Annotated in this window: 25 protein-coding genes; 17 read left to right on the top strand and 8 right to left on the bottom strand. The window is 42.4% G+C overall.

What is annotated here, in order from left to right; all coding sequences use genetic code 11:
• The first annotated feature begins 30 nt into the window (after nt 1-30).
• Nucleotides 31-390, top strand: a complete 360-nt coding sequence (locus CFR83_RS01440; protein ID WP_088812137.1) for a YkgJ family cysteine cluster protein — start codon at nt 31-33, stop codon at nt 388-390.
• On the opposite strand, the gene CFR83_RS01435 is transcribed toward CFR83_RS01440, so the two are convergent.
• Together CFR83_RS01435 and CFR83_RS01430 are read right to left on the bottom strand one after the other, a co-directional pair.
• On the bottom strand, nt 391-771 hold the full coding sequence (locus CFR83_RS01435) for a hypothetical protein (protein ID WP_108720853.1): 381 nt from the start codon (nt 769-771) through the stop codon (nt 391-393).
• Nucleotides 772-2028, bottom strand: coding sequence for an MFS transporter (locus CFR83_RS01430; RefSeq protein WP_088812136.1), 1257 nt, complete (start codon nt 2026-2028; stop codon nt 772-774).
• A 216-nt stretch (nt 2029-2244) separates the two neighbouring features.
• Here CFR83_RS01430 and CFR83_RS01425 point away from each other — a divergent pair, with 216 nt between their 5' ends.
• Genes CFR83_RS01425 through cobA form a run of 8 tightly spaced genes read left to right on the top strand, consistent with a single transcriptional unit; the run spans nt 2245 to nt 10098 of the window.
• Nucleotides 2245-3213 (top strand): sulfite exporter TauE/SafE family protein, encoded by a 969-nt coding sequence (locus CFR83_RS01425; RefSeq protein ID WP_088812135.1) that lies wholly within the window; start codon nt 2245-2247, stop codon nt 3211-3213.
• Nucleotides 3214-3260: 47 nt separating this feature from the next.
• Nucleotides 3261-4037, top strand: coding sequence for a ferredoxin--NADP reductase (locus tag CFR83_RS01420; RefSeq protein WP_088812134.1), 777 nt, complete (start codon nt 3261-3263; stop codon nt 4035-4037).
• A 22-nt stretch (nt 4038-4059) separates the two neighbouring features.
• Nucleotides 4060-5736: a nitrite/sulfite reductase gene (locus CFR83_RS01415; RefSeq protein WP_088812133.1), complete on the top strand. Its 1677-nt coding sequence runs from the start codon at nt 4060-4062 to the stop codon at nt 5734-5736.
• Nucleotides 5729-6271 carry a DUF934 domain-containing protein gene (locus CFR83_RS01410; RefSeq protein WP_088812132.1) on the top strand — a complete coding sequence of 181 codons (543 nt, stop codon included), beginning with the start codon at nt 5729-5731 and terminating at the stop codon, nt 6269-6271. The genes CFR83_RS01415 and CFR83_RS01410 overlap by 8 nt, the downstream gene beginning before the upstream one ends.
• The gene (locus CFR83_RS01405; RefSeq protein WP_088812131.1) at nt 6268-7026 is read left to right on the top strand and encodes a phosphoadenylyl-sulfate reductase; all 759 of its coding nucleotides are present in this window, start codon (nt 6268-6270) and stop codon (nt 7024-7026) included. The genes CFR83_RS01410 and CFR83_RS01405 overlap by 4 nt, the downstream gene beginning before the upstream one ends.
• Before the next feature lie 4 nt (nt 7027-7030).
• Nucleotides 7031-7972, top strand: coding sequence for a sulfate adenylyltransferase subunit CysD (gene cysD / locus CFR83_RS01400; RefSeq protein WP_088812130.1), 942 nt, complete (start codon nt 7031-7033; stop codon nt 7970-7972).
• Nucleotides 7972-9318 (top strand): sulfate adenylyltransferase subunit 1, encoded by a 1347-nt coding sequence (locus tag CFR83_RS01395; RefSeq protein WP_088812129.1) that lies wholly within the window; start codon nt 7972-7974, stop codon nt 9316-9318. Before cysD ends, CFR83_RS01395 begins: the two co-directional genes overlap by 1 nt.
• Before the next feature lie 15 nt (nt 9319-9333).
• The gene (gene cobA / locus CFR83_RS01390) at nt 9334-10098 is read left to right on the top strand and encodes a uroporphyrinogen-III C-methyltransferase (protein ID WP_088812128.1); all 765 of its coding nucleotides are present in this window, start codon (nt 9334-9336) and stop codon (nt 10096-10098) included.
• Here cobA and CFR83_RS01385 read toward each other — a convergent pair.
• The 4 genes from CFR83_RS01385 to CFR83_RS01370 all read right to left on the bottom strand — a co-directional run bounded on the left by CFR83_RS01385 (nt 10027) and on the right by CFR83_RS01370 (nt 11250).
• Nucleotides 10027-10389, bottom strand: coding sequence for a sirohydrochlorin chelatase (locus CFR83_RS01385; RefSeq protein ID WP_088812127.1), 363 nt, complete (start codon nt 10387-10389; stop codon nt 10027-10029). The genes cobA and CFR83_RS01385 overlap by 72 nt on opposite strands.
• A gap of 70 nt (nt 10390-10459) precedes the next feature.
• Complete coding sequence (locus CFR83_RS01380; protein WP_088812126.1) at nt 10460-10642, bottom strand: hypothetical protein; 183 nt, start codon at nt 10640-10642, stop codon at nt 10460-10462.
• A gap of 39 nt (nt 10643-10681) precedes the next feature.
• Nucleotides 10682-10981, bottom strand: a complete 300-nt coding sequence (locus CFR83_RS01375; RefSeq protein ID WP_133062452.1) for a hypothetical protein — start codon at nt 10979-10981, stop codon at nt 10682-10684.
• A 50-nt stretch (nt 10982-11031) separates the two neighbouring features.
• A complete protein-coding gene (locus CFR83_RS01370) occupies nt 11032-11250 on the bottom strand; it encodes a hypothetical protein (RefSeq protein ID WP_088812124.1) in 219 nt (72 codons plus the stop codon).
• 262 nt (nt 11251-11512) lie between these two features.
• Here CFR83_RS01370 and CFR83_RS01365 point away from each other — a divergent pair, with 262 nt between their 5' ends.
• Nucleotides 11513-13180, top strand: a complete 1668-nt coding sequence (locus CFR83_RS01365) for an MFS transporter (RefSeq protein ID WP_088812123.1) — start codon at nt 11513-11515, stop codon at nt 13178-13180.
• Between the two features lie 118 nt (nt 13181-13298).
• Here CFR83_RS01365 and CFR83_RS01360 read toward each other — a convergent pair whose 3' ends face one another.
• Nucleotides 13299-13931 carry an LON peptidase substrate-binding domain-containing protein gene (locus tag CFR83_RS01360; protein ID WP_088812122.1) on the bottom strand — a complete coding sequence of 211 codons (633 nt, stop codon included), beginning with the start codon at nt 13929-13931 and terminating at the stop codon, nt 13299-13301.
• Between the two features lie 92 nt (nt 13932-14023).
• Here CFR83_RS01360 and CFR83_RS01355 point away from each other — a divergent pair, with 92 nt between their 5' ends.
• The 7 genes from CFR83_RS01355 (at nt 14024) to CFR83_RS01325 (ending at nt 17100) form a co-directional block, all read left to right on the top strand.
• Nucleotides 14024-14449: a DsrE family protein gene (locus CFR83_RS01355; protein ID WP_088812121.1), complete on the top strand. Its 426-nt coding sequence runs from the start codon at nt 14024-14026 to the stop codon at nt 14447-14449.
• A gap of 139 nt (nt 14450-14588) precedes the next feature.
• The gene (locus CFR83_RS01350; protein WP_088812120.1) at nt 14589-15011 is read left to right on the top strand and encodes a MarR family winged helix-turn-helix transcriptional regulator; all 423 of its coding nucleotides are present in this window, start codon (nt 14589-14591) and stop codon (nt 15009-15011) included.
• 20 nt (nt 15012-15031) lie between these two features.
• On the top strand, nt 15032-15589 hold the full coding sequence (locus CFR83_RS01345; RefSeq protein WP_088812119.1) for a flavodoxin family protein: 558 nt from the start codon (nt 15032-15034) through the stop codon (nt 15587-15589).
• Nucleotides 15590-15594: 5 nt separating this feature from the next.
• The gene (locus CFR83_RS01340) at nt 15595-16296 is read left to right on the top strand and encodes a pirin family protein (RefSeq protein ID WP_088812118.1); all 702 of its coding nucleotides are present in this window, start codon (nt 15595-15597) and stop codon (nt 16294-16296) included.
• Nucleotides 16297-16303: 7 nt separating this feature from the next.
• Nucleotides 16304-16528 (top strand): DUF3820 family protein, encoded by a 225-nt coding sequence (locus CFR83_RS01335; protein ID WP_088812117.1) that lies wholly within the window; start codon nt 16304-16306, stop codon nt 16526-16528.
• 108 nt (nt 16529-16636) lie between these two features.
• Complete coding sequence (locus tag CFR83_RS01330) at nt 16637-16876, top strand: hypothetical protein (RefSeq protein WP_088812116.1); 240 nt, start codon at nt 16637-16639, stop codon at nt 16874-16876.
• Between the two features lie 8 nt (nt 16877-16884).
• Nucleotides 16885-17100: a hypothetical protein gene (locus tag CFR83_RS01325; RefSeq protein ID WP_088812115.1), complete on the top strand. Its 216-nt coding sequence runs from the start codon at nt 16885-16887 to the stop codon at nt 17098-17100.
• 3 nt (nt 17101-17103) lie between these two features.
• On the opposite strand, the gene CFR83_RS01320 is transcribed toward CFR83_RS01325, so the two are convergent.
• Nucleotides 17104-17577: a hypothetical protein gene (locus tag CFR83_RS01320; RefSeq protein ID WP_088812114.1), complete on the bottom strand. Its 474-nt coding sequence runs from the start codon at nt 17575-17577 to the stop codon at nt 17104-17106.
• Between the last annotated feature and the right edge of the window lie 116 nt (nt 17578-17693).

The raw sequence follows: 17693 nt of genomic DNA, 5'->3' as shown, positions 1-17693 counted from the left end.
TTTGATTTCTTGAGTGCACCCACGATCTGTATGAGTAATCACCTAGACAACCCCTGTTTTGAGTGCGGTCAGTGCTGTCAAAAACTACGTGTGTCCTTTTATCACGGGGAGGTTTTACACGGTGAGGATGGTCATCCAATTGGTTTGGTGCCACCAGAGTTCGTCACTCAAGTAACACCGCATATTGTTTGTATGAAGGGCACTGAAACAGGTAAGCAGGGATGCGTGGCTTTGAGCCTTGATGACCAAGAGGGCTATCGCTGCACCATCTATGAGCAACGTCCTAGCCCTTGTAGAGAATTCAATATCCTAAATGATGATGGGTCAATCAACCCATTGTGTGACAAGTTAAGAAAAGCTGCGGGTTTACATAGTGTTCAAACTGATTAATTAGTCCAAATTAACAATCAGTTCTGGTTTGACAACACGAATACGCTCATCCACATAGTAGCCACCATATTCTGTATAGCGTAGATAAACGGTACGGCATGTTTGGCACTGATAAATGTCGCTGCTGTTATACGGATGAAATTTCACCGCAATCGGTGCATTCGGTGACCACTGATCTGTGCCATCAGGGTGGTATTCATCCCAATTATCTTCGGCATTGGGTACTTGTAATGTGCCTACCATCTGGATTGCATCACGATCAAACGTGCTCAGAATGGTTTCCCAACAGGAAAAATTATGGTTTGCACAGTTGGAGCATTGTGGCGATTGTTGCTCTGTTGCTAGAGTTTTTAATTCTGGAGCATTAAAAACTTTAGCCATTTAATCGTCTTTCATATTGCGCAAAGCATAAATAGCAGGAATAGCGTAAATGAAGCAATATGCTGCAGGGCCCCACGCCCATTCATTAATTTCTAGTAACCAAGAAGTCACCATGGGTGAGGTGCCAGCAAATATAGCCACCGCTAAGCTATAACCAATCGCAAATACTGAGCAACGTTGTTCAGGTCGAACCATTTTGCTAATCAGTACACCTTGAGCGCCAAAGAGTAGCATCACAGGTATAGCTATCAATAGCTGCCCGATTGCTAGACCTGTTACGCCACCTAATTGCGAAGCAAGGACGCAGGGGATGGCTAGGATTGTGCCTAACCAAGTGGCGTATTGAGTAATTTTCACTCGACCCAACTTATCGGCTAACCAGCCGCCTAATACAACAATCGGTATACCAATTAGTTGAACAGCTGTGGCAACAGTATTTGCTGATTGCATAGAGCCGCCATGCTTGGCGACGTAATCAACAAAGTAAACAAATTCAACATAGAACAAGATGTTGGAGAAAGAAATAATTGCGGCAATTTTTCCTAGAATGCGCCAGTTTTTAATCACATCTTTGAGTCGTGACAAGATTAGAGCAGTTAGTTCCTTTGAGCTGATCTTGTGTTCAATTGCATCTTCAAAGGTTTCTGGCATATGAGCCCTGAGTCGCCAGCCCGCAATTGCTACTAGAGCGCCCAATAAAAAGGGCATGCGCCATGCCCAATCATTCACGTTCTCTTCGCCAAAAAAGTGAGCAGTGAGTGCTGCAACAAGTGATCCTAAAAAGAATCCTAGTAGTGCACCAGCATGAGCAATACCTGACATCAAACCTTCTTTGCCAGTAGGGGAAGCTTCGGTGGCATAAACCATGCTGCCCGTGTATTCACCACCAACAGAAAAACCTTGGGTCATGCGTAGCAACATCAATGCATAGGCAGCTATGGCACCCACTTGTGCGTAGGTGGGTAGTAGAGCCACTAGAAAGCTGGCTAAACCCATAATGATGATGCTCGTTGTCATCATTTTTTTGCGACCAAGCAGGTCGCCAACGGGCCCTAGCACCAAGCTACCTATCGGTCTGGCTAGATAACCTATGGCGAAAATCCCAAAAGAAGCCACTGTTTGAAAGCTGGGATCATCTGATGGAAAAAATACCTTGCCCAGTGCTGTGGCGAAATATCCATAAACGGCGAAATCAAACCACTCTAATGTATTGCCAAGCGCCCCTGCCAGAGCTGCCGAATATCGTTTTGGAATCATGGGTTTAGTATTTTTTATTGGGGATGTGACAGATTCTATCTGTATTTGCTAGGCAGCTGGCGCTCTGTAATGGTCGAATATATGCGGGTTATGTCATATATATTACTTTAGGTAATATAGGATTAATTAAATATTATTTCCGGATATATCAATCAATCTTTATAGTTTCGGCATGTTAAGTCCTTGATGGACTTGAAAAATCACTGAAAGTTGGACATGCGTACTAATAGACATACTGAGTTTGCCGATACACCTGAAAATCTAGAACATCTAGAGATCGGTATTCCTCCTGTAGAAGTTCAAAAATCAACACTCTTATTAGATAAGAGAGTGGTGACTGTTAGTTTTTTAGTACTGATCTCATTTTTAGGCTTTTGGTTTAGCCAAGCGCAGCCACAGATCAGACATGATTTTTCAGTATTAGTTGATCAGTTTGTTAGTTCACCATTTTTTTGGCAAGCAGTTGTTGTCGGTTTGATTGCCCAGGTAATTGATGGTGCATTAGGCATGGCTTACGGTATTAGCTCTAATACATTTTTGATTGGTATTGGCGCCTCACCTGCAGCCGCATCTGGGGCCGTGCATGTGGCGGAAATATTCACAACAGCTTTTTCAGGTGTTTCACATATCAAGTTTGGCAACGTTGATAAAGAGTTGTTTAAAAAGATTGTGATTCCTGGCGTGATAGGTGGCGTTGTGGGTGTTGTGTTCTTAACATCGATTGATGGTAAGTTGATCAAACCTTATGTAACAGCTTATTTGTTGATCATGGGTATTGTGATCTTGAGAAAAGCGTTTATACATCGTCAAGAAAAACAGTCTCATGAGTTACAACACGTTCGTAAATTAGCAGTGGGCGGTGGTTTCTTGGACGCTGTGGGTGGCGGTGGTTGGGGTCCAGTTGTGACGTCATCACTAATTGGTCAAGGTAACAATCCACGCAAAACAATTGGTACGGTTAATACAGCTGAATTCTTTGTGGCACTTGCTACAGGAACTAGCTTTTTATTATTAGGCGGTATCGATCACTGGATTTTTGTAGCTGGTTTGATTGTGGGTGGTTTGTTTGCGGCACCGTTTGCAGCCTTCTTAACCAGTAAACTATCGACTCGTTATTTATTAGTTGCTGTGGGATTGTTGATCAGTTCTTTGAGTGGCTTTAACTTGTACAAAGCCTTGTTCTAAGAACGGGCTCTCGAATTTAATTATCAACATCTTGAGATTTATCAGAAATGGCAACGTTTAATAAAGAAGAAGTTTTAAGTGTTCATCATTGGAATGACACGTTATTTAGTTTTACAACCACTAGAAATAAAGGTTTGCGTTTTCGTAACGGTCATTTCTTGATGATTGGCTTGGAAGTCAATGGCAAACCTTTATCTCGTGCATATAGTGTTGCTAGCCCAAACTACGAAGAGCATCTAGAGTTCTTGAGTATTAAGGTTGAGAACGGCCCATTAACTTCTCGTTTACAGAACATCAAAGTCGGCGACTCAATTTTGGTCAGCGAAAAATCCGTGGGTACATTGGTGATTGATGACTTGAATCCAGGCAAACATCTTTACTTATTTAGTACAGGTACCGGTTTAGCGCCATTCATGAGCATCATTCGTGATCCAGAAACTTATGAAAAGTTTGAAAAAGTGGTGTTAATTCATGGCGTGCGTTTAGTTAGCGAATTAGCTTATGAAGACTACATCCGTAACGTGTTACCTAATGATGAGTTCTTAGGCGAGATGGTGCGTAATCAATTGATTTACTACCCAACAGTTACTCGTGAAGCATTCAAGCACACAGGGCGTCTCACAACTGCGATTGAGACTGGTCAATTATTTAAAGACATTGGTTTGCCACCGCTAGATCCTGCTGTAGATAGAGCAATGATTTGCGGTAGTCCATCGATGCTAAAAGAAACATCAGAAATGCTCAATGCAAAAGGCTTTAAGGTGTCACCAAGTTTGGGTGTATTAGGTGACTACGTTTTCGAAAGAGCTTTCGTAGAAAGCTAATCAATAGGTTTTAAGGGTTCATATGTATCAATACGATGCCATCGATCAGCGATTAGTTGATGATCGAGTTAATCAATTTAGAGATCAAGTGAAGCGTCGCTTAGATGATCAGCTAAGTGAAGAAGAGTTTCGTCCACTGCGTTTACAAAATGGTTTGTACTTGCAACGCCATGCATACATGCTGCGTGTGGCTATTCCTTATGGATTGTTTAACTCTGCTCAGTTGCGCACTTTAGGAAAAATCGCTGAAAAGTATGACCGTGGTTATGGGCATTTCACGACTCGTCAGAATATTCAATTCAACTGGTTGACATTAGAAGATACGCCTGAAATTTTGGCTGAGTTGGCTAAAGTAGAGATGCATGCCATTCAAACATCTGGTAATTGCATTCGTAATATCACCAGTGACCCATTTGCGGGCATAGCAGGTGATGAGATTGTTGATCCAAGACCTGTTTGCGAACTATTGCGTCAATGGTCAACTTTGCATCCTGAGTTTGCTTATCTACCTCGTAAATTTAAAATTGCTGTGAGTGCTTCTAAGAAAGATCGCGCAATTGTTGCTGCTCATGATTTGGGTTTGTACCTTAAGAAAAATACGCAAGGTGAGTTGGTTGCAGATGTTTTGGTTGGTGGCGGTATGGGTCGTACGCCTATCCTAGGGGTAATCATCAAGCATGATTTACCTTGGAAAGAATTACCTAACTATTTATCAGCGGTATTGCGTGTATATAACCGCTTTGGTCGTCGCGACAACATGTACAAGGCTCGCATCAAAATTTTGGTGAAAGCTTTGGGTCCGGAAGAGTTCGCACGTCAAGTTGAGGCCGAGTACGAGCATTGGGTGGGTGGTAAAAGCACATTTACTGATGCTGAGTGGCAACGTGTGGCGCAATATTTCACAAGACCTGCTTACCAAACTCTCACTAAGTTGAGTGCACAAGAAGTATTAGCACAAGCTGGGGCATCAGATCAGCAGGCTTTTGCACGCTGGTTGAATCGCAATGTGAAAGATCATCAAGTCCCTGGTTATGCCAGCGTGGTTCTTTCATTGAAGCCTCACGGTACAGTTGCGCCTGGCGATGTAACAACAGCGCAAATGTTGGCAATCGCAGATTTGGCAGATAAATATTGTTTTGGAGAAATTCGTGCAACGCATGAACAAAACTTGGTATTAGCTGATGTGCAGCAATCACAGCTATATGCTTTATGGCAAGAAGCCAAGCAGCAAGGTTTGGTCTTGCCTAATATTGGCTACCTAACAGACATCATTGCATGTCCTGGCGGCGATTTCTGCTCTTTGGCAAATGCCAAATCCATTCCTATAGCTAACGATATTCAAAAGCGTTTTGATGACTTAGATTATTTGCATGATTTAGGTGACATTAGCTTGAACATCTCTGGTTGTATGAACTCATGTGGTCATCACCACGTGGGCAACATTGGTATCTTGGGCGTCGATAAAGATGGTCAAGAGTGGTACCAAGTGACATTAGGTGGCGAGCAAGGGCTGAATGCGGCGATCGGTAAAGTGATTGGCCCATCATTCTTTGCTGAAGATATGCCTGATGTTATTTCTAAAGTGATTGACGTTTATGTTGAAAAACGTGAACCCAATGAAAAGTTTGTAGACACAGTTCATCGTATTGGTATTACACCATTTAAAGAGCGTGTATATGCGGAGGTGAAACGTGGCTAAGTTAATTCGTTATCCAAAAAATGGTCAAGCTCAATTAGCGACCAATGATTGGCAAGTATTTCGTGCAACTGAGGGTGAAGAGTCTGCAGCTTTGCCGCCTGGCAAAGTCATTGTGCCTTTATCTTGGTGGACAAGCCGCGGCGCTAAAGAGCAGTTTCAGTTGAGAGCTCTTAAAGGTGAGATTGGTGTTTGGTTTGCTCCCGAGGATGATGTTTTGGCACATAAAGACGTTATCTTGGCGGGCTTGAAGCTTTGGCCTATTTTGGCCGTTGATTTCCCTATCTTTAGAGATGGTCGTGGCTACAGTACAGCAGCCTTATTGCGTGATCGTTTTGGCTGGAGTGGAGAGTTACGTGCAATTGGTGACGTGCTAATTGATCAGCTATTACCTTTGTCTCGAGTTGGCTTTGATTCATTTGTTTTACGTAATGATCAAGTGGTGGATACAGCATTGGCGCAGTTTGGCTCAGTGGCGCATCAATTTCAGGATGACTGGCGTTCAGGTCGTTCACAAAAAGATGTGAGATCAGCATGAGTGATGCAGCTAACAATGCCGTTAGTGGTTTGAATCGACCAACCCTGTGGTCTATTCCAGCGCACAATATTGCTCCTGAGGTTTTGGATGCTAAAGCGCAAGTGTTATTTGACCGTTTAAATGCGATTGCTAAAGAACATCAAGATGTGCGTTTTGCCACTAGCTTGGCCGCAGAGGACATGGTGGTGACTGATGCAATCGCTAAGTCAGGTGCCAAAATTGCTTTGTTTACATTAGCAACAGGTCGTTTGCATCAAGAAACGATTGATATGACCAATCAAGTACAAAAACACTATGGCATATCAATCGCTAGCATTGCTCCTGAATCTGCTGATGTTGATGCTTTTATTGCTCAATATGGCTTAAATGGTTTTTATGACACAGAAGAAGCTAAGAAGGCCTGTTGCGGAGCGCGTAAAATAAAGCCCTTAAATAAAGCTTTAATAGGTGCAGATGCTTGGTTGACTGGCCAAAGAAGAGAACAGGCTGTGACGCGTTCTGATTTGCCTTTGCGCGAATTAGATGACGCCAGAAATATTGCCAAATACAACCCTTTGTTTGACTGGACAGAGTCTGAGGTTTGGGCATATTTACAAAGTAAGCTAGTACCGATTCATCCGCTACATTTCCAGGGATACCCAAGCATTGGATGTGAGCCTTGTACCAGAGCTGTAAAAGCTGGTGAGGATATTCGAGCTGGACGTTGGTGGTGGTTGCAACAAGATAGTAAAGAGTGTGGTTTACACGTTAAATAAGATCATGAGTCAAACACAATTAGAAAAAACACAAAAGTTACAGAACGAGCATTTAGATTGGCTCGAAGCTGAGTCTATCTACATCATTCGCGAAGTAGCTGCCCAAGCAGCCAATCCTGCGATGTTGTTTTCAGGTGGTAAAGATTCCATCGTGATGTTCCATTTGGCTCGTAAGGCATTTCGTTTTGGCGCTAGACCGATTCAGTTGCCTTTTCCGTTGTTGCACATCGACACAGGTCACAACTACCCTGAAGTAATTCAGTTTAGAGATGACATCGTTGCCCAAACGGGATCGAAGTTAATCGTGGGGCACGTAGAAGACTCTATTCGCAAAGGCACGGTGCGTTTGCGTAAAGAAACAGATTCTCGCAATGCTGCTCAAGCAACTACATTGCTTGAGGCGATTGCAGAACACAAGTTTGATGCTTTAATGGGTGGTGCGCGTCGTGATGAAGAGAAAGCACGTGCTAAAGAGCGTATCTTCTCGTTCCGTGATGAATTCGGTCAATGGGATCCTAAGGCACAACGACCAGAGTTGTGGAATTTATATAACGCCAGAATCGCTCCAGGCGAGAACATGCGTGTATTCCCAATTTCTAATTGGACTGAGTTGGATGTGTGGCAATACATTGCTCGTGAAGAATTGGCTTTGCCAAGTATTTATTACGCTCACCAACGTGAAGTGGTTCGTAAAAACGGTTTATTGGTTCCAGTAACCAATGTCACACCGAAAGGACCTGGTGAAACTAGTGAAGTAATTAGTGTGCGGTTCAGAACTGTTGGTGATATTAGCTGTACCTGTCCAGTATTGAGTACTGCTGCAACAGCGGTTGACATTATTGAAGAGACAGCCATCTCAGAAATTACAGAACGTGGTGCAACACGTATGGATGATCAAACAAGTGAAGCTTCGATGGAGCGTCGTAAGAAAGAAGGGTATTTCTGATGAGTCTAGATCAGCAAACAAACACTCATCAAGGTGTGGTTCGTTTCATCACGGCAGGTAGCGTAGATGATGGTAAGAGCACGCTAATCGGTCGCTTGTTGTATGACACCAAAGCAGTATTGGCAGACCAACTCTTGGCGTTGTCAAAAACCAAGCATGCACGTGTCACAGCATCTGATGCCGCAGTGGATTTGGCATTATTGACAGATGGTCTTGAAGCGGAGCGTGAGCAAGGTATCACCATTGATGTGGCCTATCGCTACTTTGCAACTTCGAAGCGCAAATTTATTGTGGCCGATGCTCCAGGGCATGAGCAATACACACGTAACTTGGTGACTGGCGCATCACAAGCCGACGTTGCGGTCTTATTAGTTGATGCTACTCGTGTTGATTTAACAACCAAGCCAGCGGGGCTATTAGCGCAAACAAAACGTCACTCAGCTATTGTGCGTTTGTTGGGTCTACGTCACGTAGCTGTGGCTGTAAACAAGATGGACTTGTTGAACTTTGATGAAAATGTTTTTAACGCGATTAAAGAATCCATCGAGGGTTTAGCAACAACCCTAGGTTTGCCAACACCACACTTAATCCCTGTATCTGCTTTGCAGGGTGATAACGTTGTTGATAAAAGTGATAAAACACCTTGGTACCAAGGGCCAAGCCTATTGCAATGGTTAGAGTCGCTAGACACAACGCCTGTGCAAAACATTGAGGGTCTGCGTTTTCCGGTGCAATATGTAGCAAGACAAGATGGTAGTGCAGCTGATGACTTCCGTGGTTATCTAGGACGTGTTGAAGCCGGCACAATTTCAAAAGGTCAAAAAGTAACTATATTGCCTAGCGGCTCCGAAGCTACTGTGGCGGAGATTCATGTATCAAATGACCATCAGGCGAGTAATGATGCCGCGGGTGTAGATATTGCCAAGGCAGGTCAAGTAATTGCCTTACGCTTAGCTGAGGATGTTGATGTGTCGCGCGGTGACACGATTGTCGCTAGAGAAGGGCATGACCAACCAAGTTTAACGAAGCAAGTATCAGCTGATTTATGCTGGTTAGATAGCGAGCCTTTATCTTTGTCACGTAAATATGTTTTGCGTCATACAACTAATACTGTATTTGCTAAGGTAAAGGGTATTCAGCAAGTATTAGATGTGCAAACTTTGTCACATGCAACAGATATTCATGCATTAAATATGAATGAAATCGGTCGTGTTGATTTGGTCTTGCAAAAACCAATCATTGCTGATCGTTTTGATCAAGCTGCAAGCACGGGCGCATTTGTCTTGACTGACGAGGCAACTAATCACACAGTTGCTGCTGGCATGTTGCGTGAGTTAACGGTTTAACAATAAGCATTCAATATGACACCATCATCAACTTTAGGCAAAGTCTATTTAGTGGGCGCTGGTCCTGGCGCAGCTGATTTAATCACTGTGCGCGGTGCTGATTTGTTAGCTAAAGCAGATGTGGTATTTCATGATGCATTAGTGGAAGAGGCTATGTTGGCTTATTGCCCTCAAGCTGAAAAGATTGCTGTAGGAAAGCGTTGCGGTAAACATTCAACAGCACAAAAATTTATTAATAAGCGTTTGGTGGATGCTGCTCAAAAACACCAGGTAGTGGTGCGCTTAAAGGGTGGTGACCCGATGATTTTTGGGCGTGCTGATGAAGAGATTACGGAATTAGAAGAAGCTAGCATTGAGGTAGAGATTGTTCCTGGTATTACAGCCGCATTAGCTGCGGCCGCTACTTTGAAGCAGTCTCTAACATTACGTGGTGTGGCCAGAAGCGTTGCATTCAGTACGCAAGCAAAAGCAACCGACTCCACATCATTACCTTTGCCTACAGCTGATACCGTTGTTATTTATATGGGGCGCGATGAGGCCATCTCAATTGCACATCAATTGATAGGGCAGGGACGTCCTACGACATTACCAGTTCGTATTATTGAAGCGATTAGCACCAAGCGCGAGAGAAGCCTTGCCTTAACGCTAGGTGAAATGGCGGCAGGTTGCGCCACTGATTGGTTTGATGGTCAAGCGCCGGCACTATTGCTAGTTGGCGCAGTATTTGGCAATCGCCTGGAGAACTCCGAGATCCTCGCCAACAGCAGGCTTAGCGCTTAACTGTATTTCTGGATGTTTGTTGCGGCAAGCATCCAAAATGGCAGGAAAATCTTTTCTAATATGGCCGCCTTGGCCAAAAAATACCGGAATCACTTCTATTGTTTTGAAGCCTTCTATAGCTAACTGATCAACTACTTCAGGAAGGCTAGGGCTCATTAATTCTAGGAACGACAATTCAACGCGTACATTGCTATCTTGCGCAATAAGTTCTTGTAGTTTTAAAAATGGTTCCTTCCAGCGCTCATCCCTTGCGCCATGCCCAAATAGAACCAATGCTTTTTGTTGTGTCATTTTTGTCTTGAAAAAGAAAAACCCCAGTAGATGTATTGTATCTACTGGGGCCCTTCGGATGAACTAAAAATTACTTCTTAGCTTCTGGTGCAGGAGCTGCTGGAGCTTCTGCTGGCTTTTTGTCTTCTACGTGAGTTGCTTCAGCACCATGCTTTTCACCACCCATATCGATGTCGCCATCACCCTTAACTAATAAGTAGCCAGTAGCTACGATTAAAACTAAAACTGTGATTGCGATTGCGCGATTGCTCATGTTTACTACTCCCTTTTTGATAACTAGTTGTAAATAAAATTAATTAAATTCTCTGTAGTTTGCGTAGATGTTAGAAACAGCAGAAAAGCCAAGACTGACTAAACCACAAGCTAGAACATATTCGCCAGTTAGATTAAGTGCTGCACTGATGGTTGGCACTAAGATCACAATCGCCATTGCAGCCACAAGACCTACTAGAACATACAGATATTGTTTGATGAACAGTCCTATTGTAATAGCCACAATAACTAGAATTAAATTAGTGGCTAGGTCGTCAATTAATTTGAAGATATTTTGAATATCATCATTGCCTGTTGCTCGGGCGAAAACAAACATCATCACAATACTTGAGAGAACAAGCAGGTTTGGTAATATTTTTTTAATAAAAATCATGCTGGATTGCTAAAGATAAAAACAAGTTGAAAGCATACAAACAGTAAGAAGCCGGTCGTTAAAAAAACTGCCGCTAACTTCTTTAAATAGATAGATAGGTAATCGTTACTATCAATTTGAGCTGTTTTTAAAAAAATACTATCAAAATTTTTCCAAACCCAAACGCCTGCTGCAACTGGTAGAAGAATGGCAATAATGCCTAAAAGAATCGTCATAACGTCTTACTGTATTAATATATGTGAATAATTGATTCTACCTTGAACTGCTTGCAATAACCTTATCAATGAAAAGGCTTTTTCATACAGGAATGCACATAAATAGTGATATCGATATCAATTTGTAAGGGGTAACCCTAATGATGCATATTTAAACCTTAGGAATTACCCTCATTAAAACAACTATGTAAGAAAAATGAAGGATTTTCCAAAGCATAATCGCCCTGCAGTTTTATTTTTATAAATTTTTATAGGAGCCTTTATGTCTACAACTAAAGCCGCACCGATGACAGCTGAAGAGCGCAAAGTTATTTTTGCCTCATCACTTGGCACGGTATTTGAGTGGTATGACTTTTATCTGTATGGATCACTTGCAGCTATTATCGCTAAGCAGTTCTTCTCTGGCCTAGATGCCGGTTCTGCTTTCATTTTCGCTTTATTAGCGTTCGCAGCTGGTTTCATCGTGCGTCCATTCGGCGCTTTGGTGTTTGGTCGTTTAGGCGACTTGATCGGTAGAAAGTACACATTCCTAGTAACTATTCTTATTATGGGTGGCGCAACTTTCATCGTGGGTATTTTGCCTACTTATGCAACGATTGGTGTTGCAGCCCCAGTGATCCTAATTATCTTGCGTATGTTGCAAGGTTTGGCACTTGGTGGTGAGTACGGTGGTGCTGCAACTTATGTTGCTGAGCACGCTCCTCACGGTCGTCGTGGTGCTTACACTGCTTGGATTCAAACTACAGCTACATTAGGTTTGTTCCTTTCATTGTTAGTGATTTTGTTCACAAGAGAATTCACCGGTCCAGACTTTGAAGTTTGGGGTTGGCGTGTTCCGTTCATTGTTTCAATCGCGTTGTTAGCCATCTCTGTATGGATCCGCTTGTCAATGAACGAATCTCCAGCTTTCAAGAAAATGAAAGAAGAGAACAAACTATCTAAAGCTCCTTTGACAGAGTCATTCGGTCAATGGAAAAACTTGAAGATTGTTATCTTGGCTCTTTTCGGTCTAGTTGCTGGTCAAGCTGTTGTTTGGTACACAGGTCAGTTCTACGCATTGTTCTATTTGACACAAGTGTTGAAAGTAGATGCTAAGACAGCTAACTTGTTGATCGCTGCTTCATTGGTGATTGGTACTCCATTCTTCATCGTGTTTGGCTCATTGTCAGACAAGATTGGTAGAAAGATGATCATCATGGCTGGTTTGTTATTGGCGATCATTACTTACATCCCAAATACACCAGTTTCAATCTTCAATGCATTGACACACTTTGCTAACCCAGCTTTGGAAAAGGCTATGAAAGAAGCTCCAGCAACTATCACAGTTGACGAAGCTGAATGTACTTTCCAATTCAACCCAACTGGTACAGCTAAGTTCACAAGCTCATGCGATATCGCTAAGCAAGTGATGGCTTCTAACTCAGCTAGCTACTCAACAATCCCAGCTGCAGCAGGTACTGTTGCTACTGTTAAGATTGGTGAAACAACTATCGAAGGTTACTCATCAAAAGGTTTACCTGCTGATGAAGCCAAGGCTAAAGATGCAGCATTCAAGAAAGCAGTTCGTGATGCGTTGAACGCAGCAGGTTACCCAGCTAAAGCTGACCCTGCAGCAGTTAACCTACCAGCTGTTCTTGCATTGTTAGTAATCTTGGTGATTTATGTAACGATGGTTTACGGTCCTATCGCAGCGATGTTAGTTGAGATGTTCCCAACACGTATTCGTTACACATCAATGTCATTGCCATACCATATCGGTAACGGTTGGTTCGGTGGCTTGCTACCAACAATCTCATTCGCCTTGGTTGCGCAAAACGGTAACATCTACTATGGTTTATGGTACCCAATCGCGATCGCAGCTATGACTTTTGTAATCGGTATGTTGTTTGTACGTGAAACAAAAGACGTGGATATCTACGCGAACGACTAATTAATAACTTAGTCATTAAAAAGTGAAAACCCAGCTCTAAGAGCTGGGTTTTTTTATGCCTGTTACAAATTAACAAACCAATACTTTGATAAGCTAAATAAAGCTAGCCACTTTTTCTTTACTGGCTTTGCCCAGTCATTTCTTCAATTAGTTCTTTAATTAAATCTAGTCGGATGTGAGGGTTTTCAATGCCCAACAGGTGGTGCTTCTGCGCTGGCGTAAGAGGAAGGATTTCACACCAACGATTAGCTACCCAACCGCATTGATCTAGTTCGTAGGGTCTGGCAAAAGGCATCTGATCATCTCTAACCCCCTTTTTTTGCAGTGAGGCAATGATCTTTCCTACATCATCAGCTAATTTTTGATGTTCTGCTTCGATGATTGTTTCCGGATCATTTTTCAAATATTCAACGTCACCTAACCATAACCCGTTCTTTTGACGTTGGCTGTGATGAACTTTGAAGCGTTGCCCACCTTTGCACTTAATGTAGAACAGGCTAGGTTGTGGTGAGTCAAAGTAGGTGATTTCTGCAATGGTGCCAGTGGGCATGAAAATTACATCTTCTTGTCCCGGTATTCTGACCTCGGAACCTTGATCTAAGGTCACGATGCCAAAGGACGTTTTGTTAGCCACGCAATCTTTGATCATGTCTAGGTAACGAACCTCAAATATCTTTAGGTCAATTGCGCCGCCTGGGAATAATGTTTGTCCCAGTGGGAATAAGGGAATGGTTTGTAAATCAGCGACCATGTGTTGATTGTATTCAAGAATTAAATTTAGTGTTTTGATGGACAGTTTTTTATGTACACTGCTTGAGTGGTGAATAAATTCAGGAGATATCAATGAAGAAAGTGCTATTAATGTTAGCCACTATGGGCTTGATCGGTTTTGCTTCTTTAGCTAATGCGCAGGATGTGGTTGTTTATCACATTGATAATGCTGAAAACCAGGCTACTAAAGGTTTAAGAAATATTCGTAATCATTTGGATATTGCTCCGCAAACAAAAATTTATGTTGTGACGCATGCGGAGGGTATTGATTTCTTAATGGAGGGTGCCAAGGATAAGAAAAATCCTAATATTGATTATGCGTCCTTAGTTTCAGCTCTCAAGTCTAGAGGTGTGACCTTTGAGGTTTGTGAAATCACGCTTAAAAACAGAAACATCAAACGAGACGTTTTCATTATGGACGCTGAATTCACCCCATCTGGTGTTGCGAGGGTAGCAAGTTTACAAATTAAGGATAAGGCCGCTTATATCAAGCCTTAATCAATCACGATCCCTTTGTTTGATATGGCCGCCTAGCGCGGCTTTTTTATTCCCATGATTTCTGAGGGGTTTTACATTTAGTTCGTATTAGTACTAAAATGGTACTAATGTGAACTAAATATCATTGGCTAGTCAATATATGAATTTTTTACCAACTCTTAAAAACCTGGTGTTGACCTATCAGTCGTTTGAGCAATACTCAGCCCCACACATTAAATCGATGGGGCTCACAATGACGCAATTTGATGTGATTGCCACGCTAGGTAATCAACCACCCATGACTTGTAAAGATTTGGGTGATAAAACCTTGGTTACAAAAGGCACTCTGACAGGTGTCCTTGAGAGGCTTCACGATAAAGGGATTATTCATCGATCAGTTAACCAGGCTGATGCCCGTAGTCAAATGATTGGCCTAACTAAAAAGGGGCAGCAACTCTTTGAAAAGGTATTTCCAGAGCATTTGCAACATTTGGAAAAAGCATTTGGTCAATTAAGTAAGCAGGATTTAAACGAGCTAACTAACGCACTTCAGAAACTAAGAGCAGTATTTATTAATCAGTAATACATTAAGGAGAAATCAATATGACAAAAGTAGCAGTTGTATTTCATAGTGGCTATGGCCACACAGTCAAGCAAGCAGAAGCGATTGCTAAGGGTGCTAATGGGACATTGGTAGCGATTGATGCTGAAGGTCATTTGACTGATGATCAATGGAACACTTTGCAATCTGCTGATGCTATTGTGTTTGGGTCGCCAACATACATGGGCAGTGTGACATGGCAGTTTAAAAAGTTTGCTGATGCCAGTTCAAAAGCATGGTTTACGCAATCATGGAAAAACAAAGTATTTGGCGGATTCACTAATTCTGCCACTATGAATGGTGATAAACATTCAACCATTCACTATTTCATGACACTTGCTATGCAGCATTCTGGCATTTGGGTCGGCACTGGTTTAATGCCATCCAACTCTAAGTCTGCGAAGCGTGACGATGTGAACTATGTAGGGTCATTTGCTGGCGCAATGATGACAACTCCGTCAGATGCAGGTGTTGATGAGGTTAATGCTGGTGACTTGGAAACGGCGAGATTGTATGGTGAGCGCATTGCCCAACTAGCCGCACAGTTTAAGACTCAGTAAATCTTATGCTCAAAATCAGAAAATCTGAGGATCGGGGCTATGCCGATCATGGTTGGTTAAAAACCCATCATTCATTTTCATTCGCAGGTTACTACGACCCAGAGCACATGGGTTGGGGTAACTTGCGGGTTATTAATGATGATTACATTGCTGCTGGATATGGCTTTGGTAAACATGGGCATCGCAATATGGAAATCATTAGCTATGTTTTAGCTGGTGAGTTAGCTCACCAAGACAGCATGGGTAATGTAAAAGGAATTCCGCCTGGGGATATTCAGCGTATGAGCGCAGGAACAGGTGTGATGCATAGTGAGTTCAATCACGCCAAAGATCAAGAAACACATCTTTTGCAAATCTGGATTGAGCCAAGTGTTGATGAGATCGCTCCTAGTTACGAGCAAATCAAAATACCCACTGAAGAAAAGAAAAAAACATTGCGCCTGGTTGCTTCACCAACTGGCGAGCAGGGATCTGTGACCATCTATGCAGACGCTAAGATGTATGCGGGGCTTTTTGATCAAGGTGATAGCTATCATCAAGACTTAAACCCGCAAAGAAAAGGCTATTTACATTTGGTCCGTGGGAAAATCACTGTCAATGGCCATGCCATCAACGGTGGTGACGCTGTATTAATGGACGGAGAGTCTGAGTTGCAACTTACCAATCCAGAAGATGCGGAAGTCATATTTTTTGATTTAACTCAGTAATTAGTTAATGACTCCTGATTCTTTAAAAAAGCTTGTTAGCATGAAGATGCCTTTTGGCAAGCATGCTGGCAAGCTCTTATGTGAGTTGCCTGCTAACTACTTAGCATGGTTTGCAAGGGAGGGATTTCCTAAAGGGGAAATAGGTGAGCTCTTGCAACTCATGCATGAGATTGATCACAATAATTTGCGCGATTTATTAAAACCATTACAAAATGGTCGCACACAGCCTTAGATACTAAAGTCAGATTTTTCCGTATCAAACTCAGAAATAACTGACTCAATAATCAGCCCCCAATAGTTCAATTTCCATTCATCATGAATCCTTTTTATGGAGGTCAGCATGGAATTTATTTTGAATCAGTTTGGTAAGAAAGCAGCAACAAAAAGTAGACGTTCAAGCCCCAAGCTTGGTGCTAAGCGTCTGATTAAAAGGTCTGTAGGTGTTGGAGTGGCTAAAGCATCAAGTCAGTCTCTTGGTAAAACCCTCGTACGTGGCGCTAGGCCAATGACTAGATTCATGTTTGGTGCAGCCAAGGGTTTGGGTAAGTTGGCGACTTTGATATTGATTGGCAGGTTGTGAGGTGATGCATGAGTCAAGAGGTTTGTACATTGCTAGTTGAAAAGCTAGTCAATTCTGAGGAGTTGGGTGAGATGGCCCAAACTATTCAAACAGGACTGGAGTCTGGGCAAGGCATTTGGTATTTTTTATTAGATAACCCGATGGCATTTGGCATGTTAATTGGCGGCGGTCTTGCCACATGGATGCGTCGTTGGTTCTATAAAGAAACTCTGATACGCCGTTAATCATTATTCAAAATAAATGGAACCAGGGGTGTAGGCTTCTCGGGGGCGCATACAAATGTTAATGTCGTAGCCAAATTGAGTTAGGGCATGTAACAACATATACGTGCTGAGTTTCTTTAAGTCGCCTTTGTAAATAGCCAGGGTTTCTTTGAGTGGTAGTTGTGTCTTTTCAGAAAGGCTCTGTGGGTCACTGAGTTGATCCATAGAGATCTTTCTGTACAAATCTTCAAAAAGAGCTGATTTGAGATCATTTTCCTTTTTATTGATATCAAGGTATTTCATATCAATCATCTTCATTGGTTTACTCTTGTATTGATTGCTACCGATACCACTATCTTTCACCGCAGCTTTTTCAGATGATTGATGGCAAGTGAGCGTAAAGACATGGTGATCATCCGTATTAAAGATGAGTTTTCCTTGGCGGCAATTTAATTCAGATGGATCTATGGGGTCTAATGATTCAAGGCGAGTTGGCATAATTTGCTTTCAGTGATGTTGACTTCATGAAAGCTAGAGCTTGCCTTAAATTCTTGCTGGTGAATATCAGCAAATACTTATTTTGTTGTCAGAAATTTCTCACAACCTGTCCACCG

The sequence above is a fragment of the Polynucleobacter victoriensis genome (assembly GCF_900187875.1).
GTDB classification, from domain to species: Bacteria; Pseudomonadota; Gammaproteobacteria; order Burkholderiales; family Burkholderiaceae; genus Polynucleobacter; species Polynucleobacter victoriensis.
The sequence above is the reverse complement of the archived record's forward strand: the minus strand, read 5'-3'. Positions and strand labels throughout refer to the sequence as shown.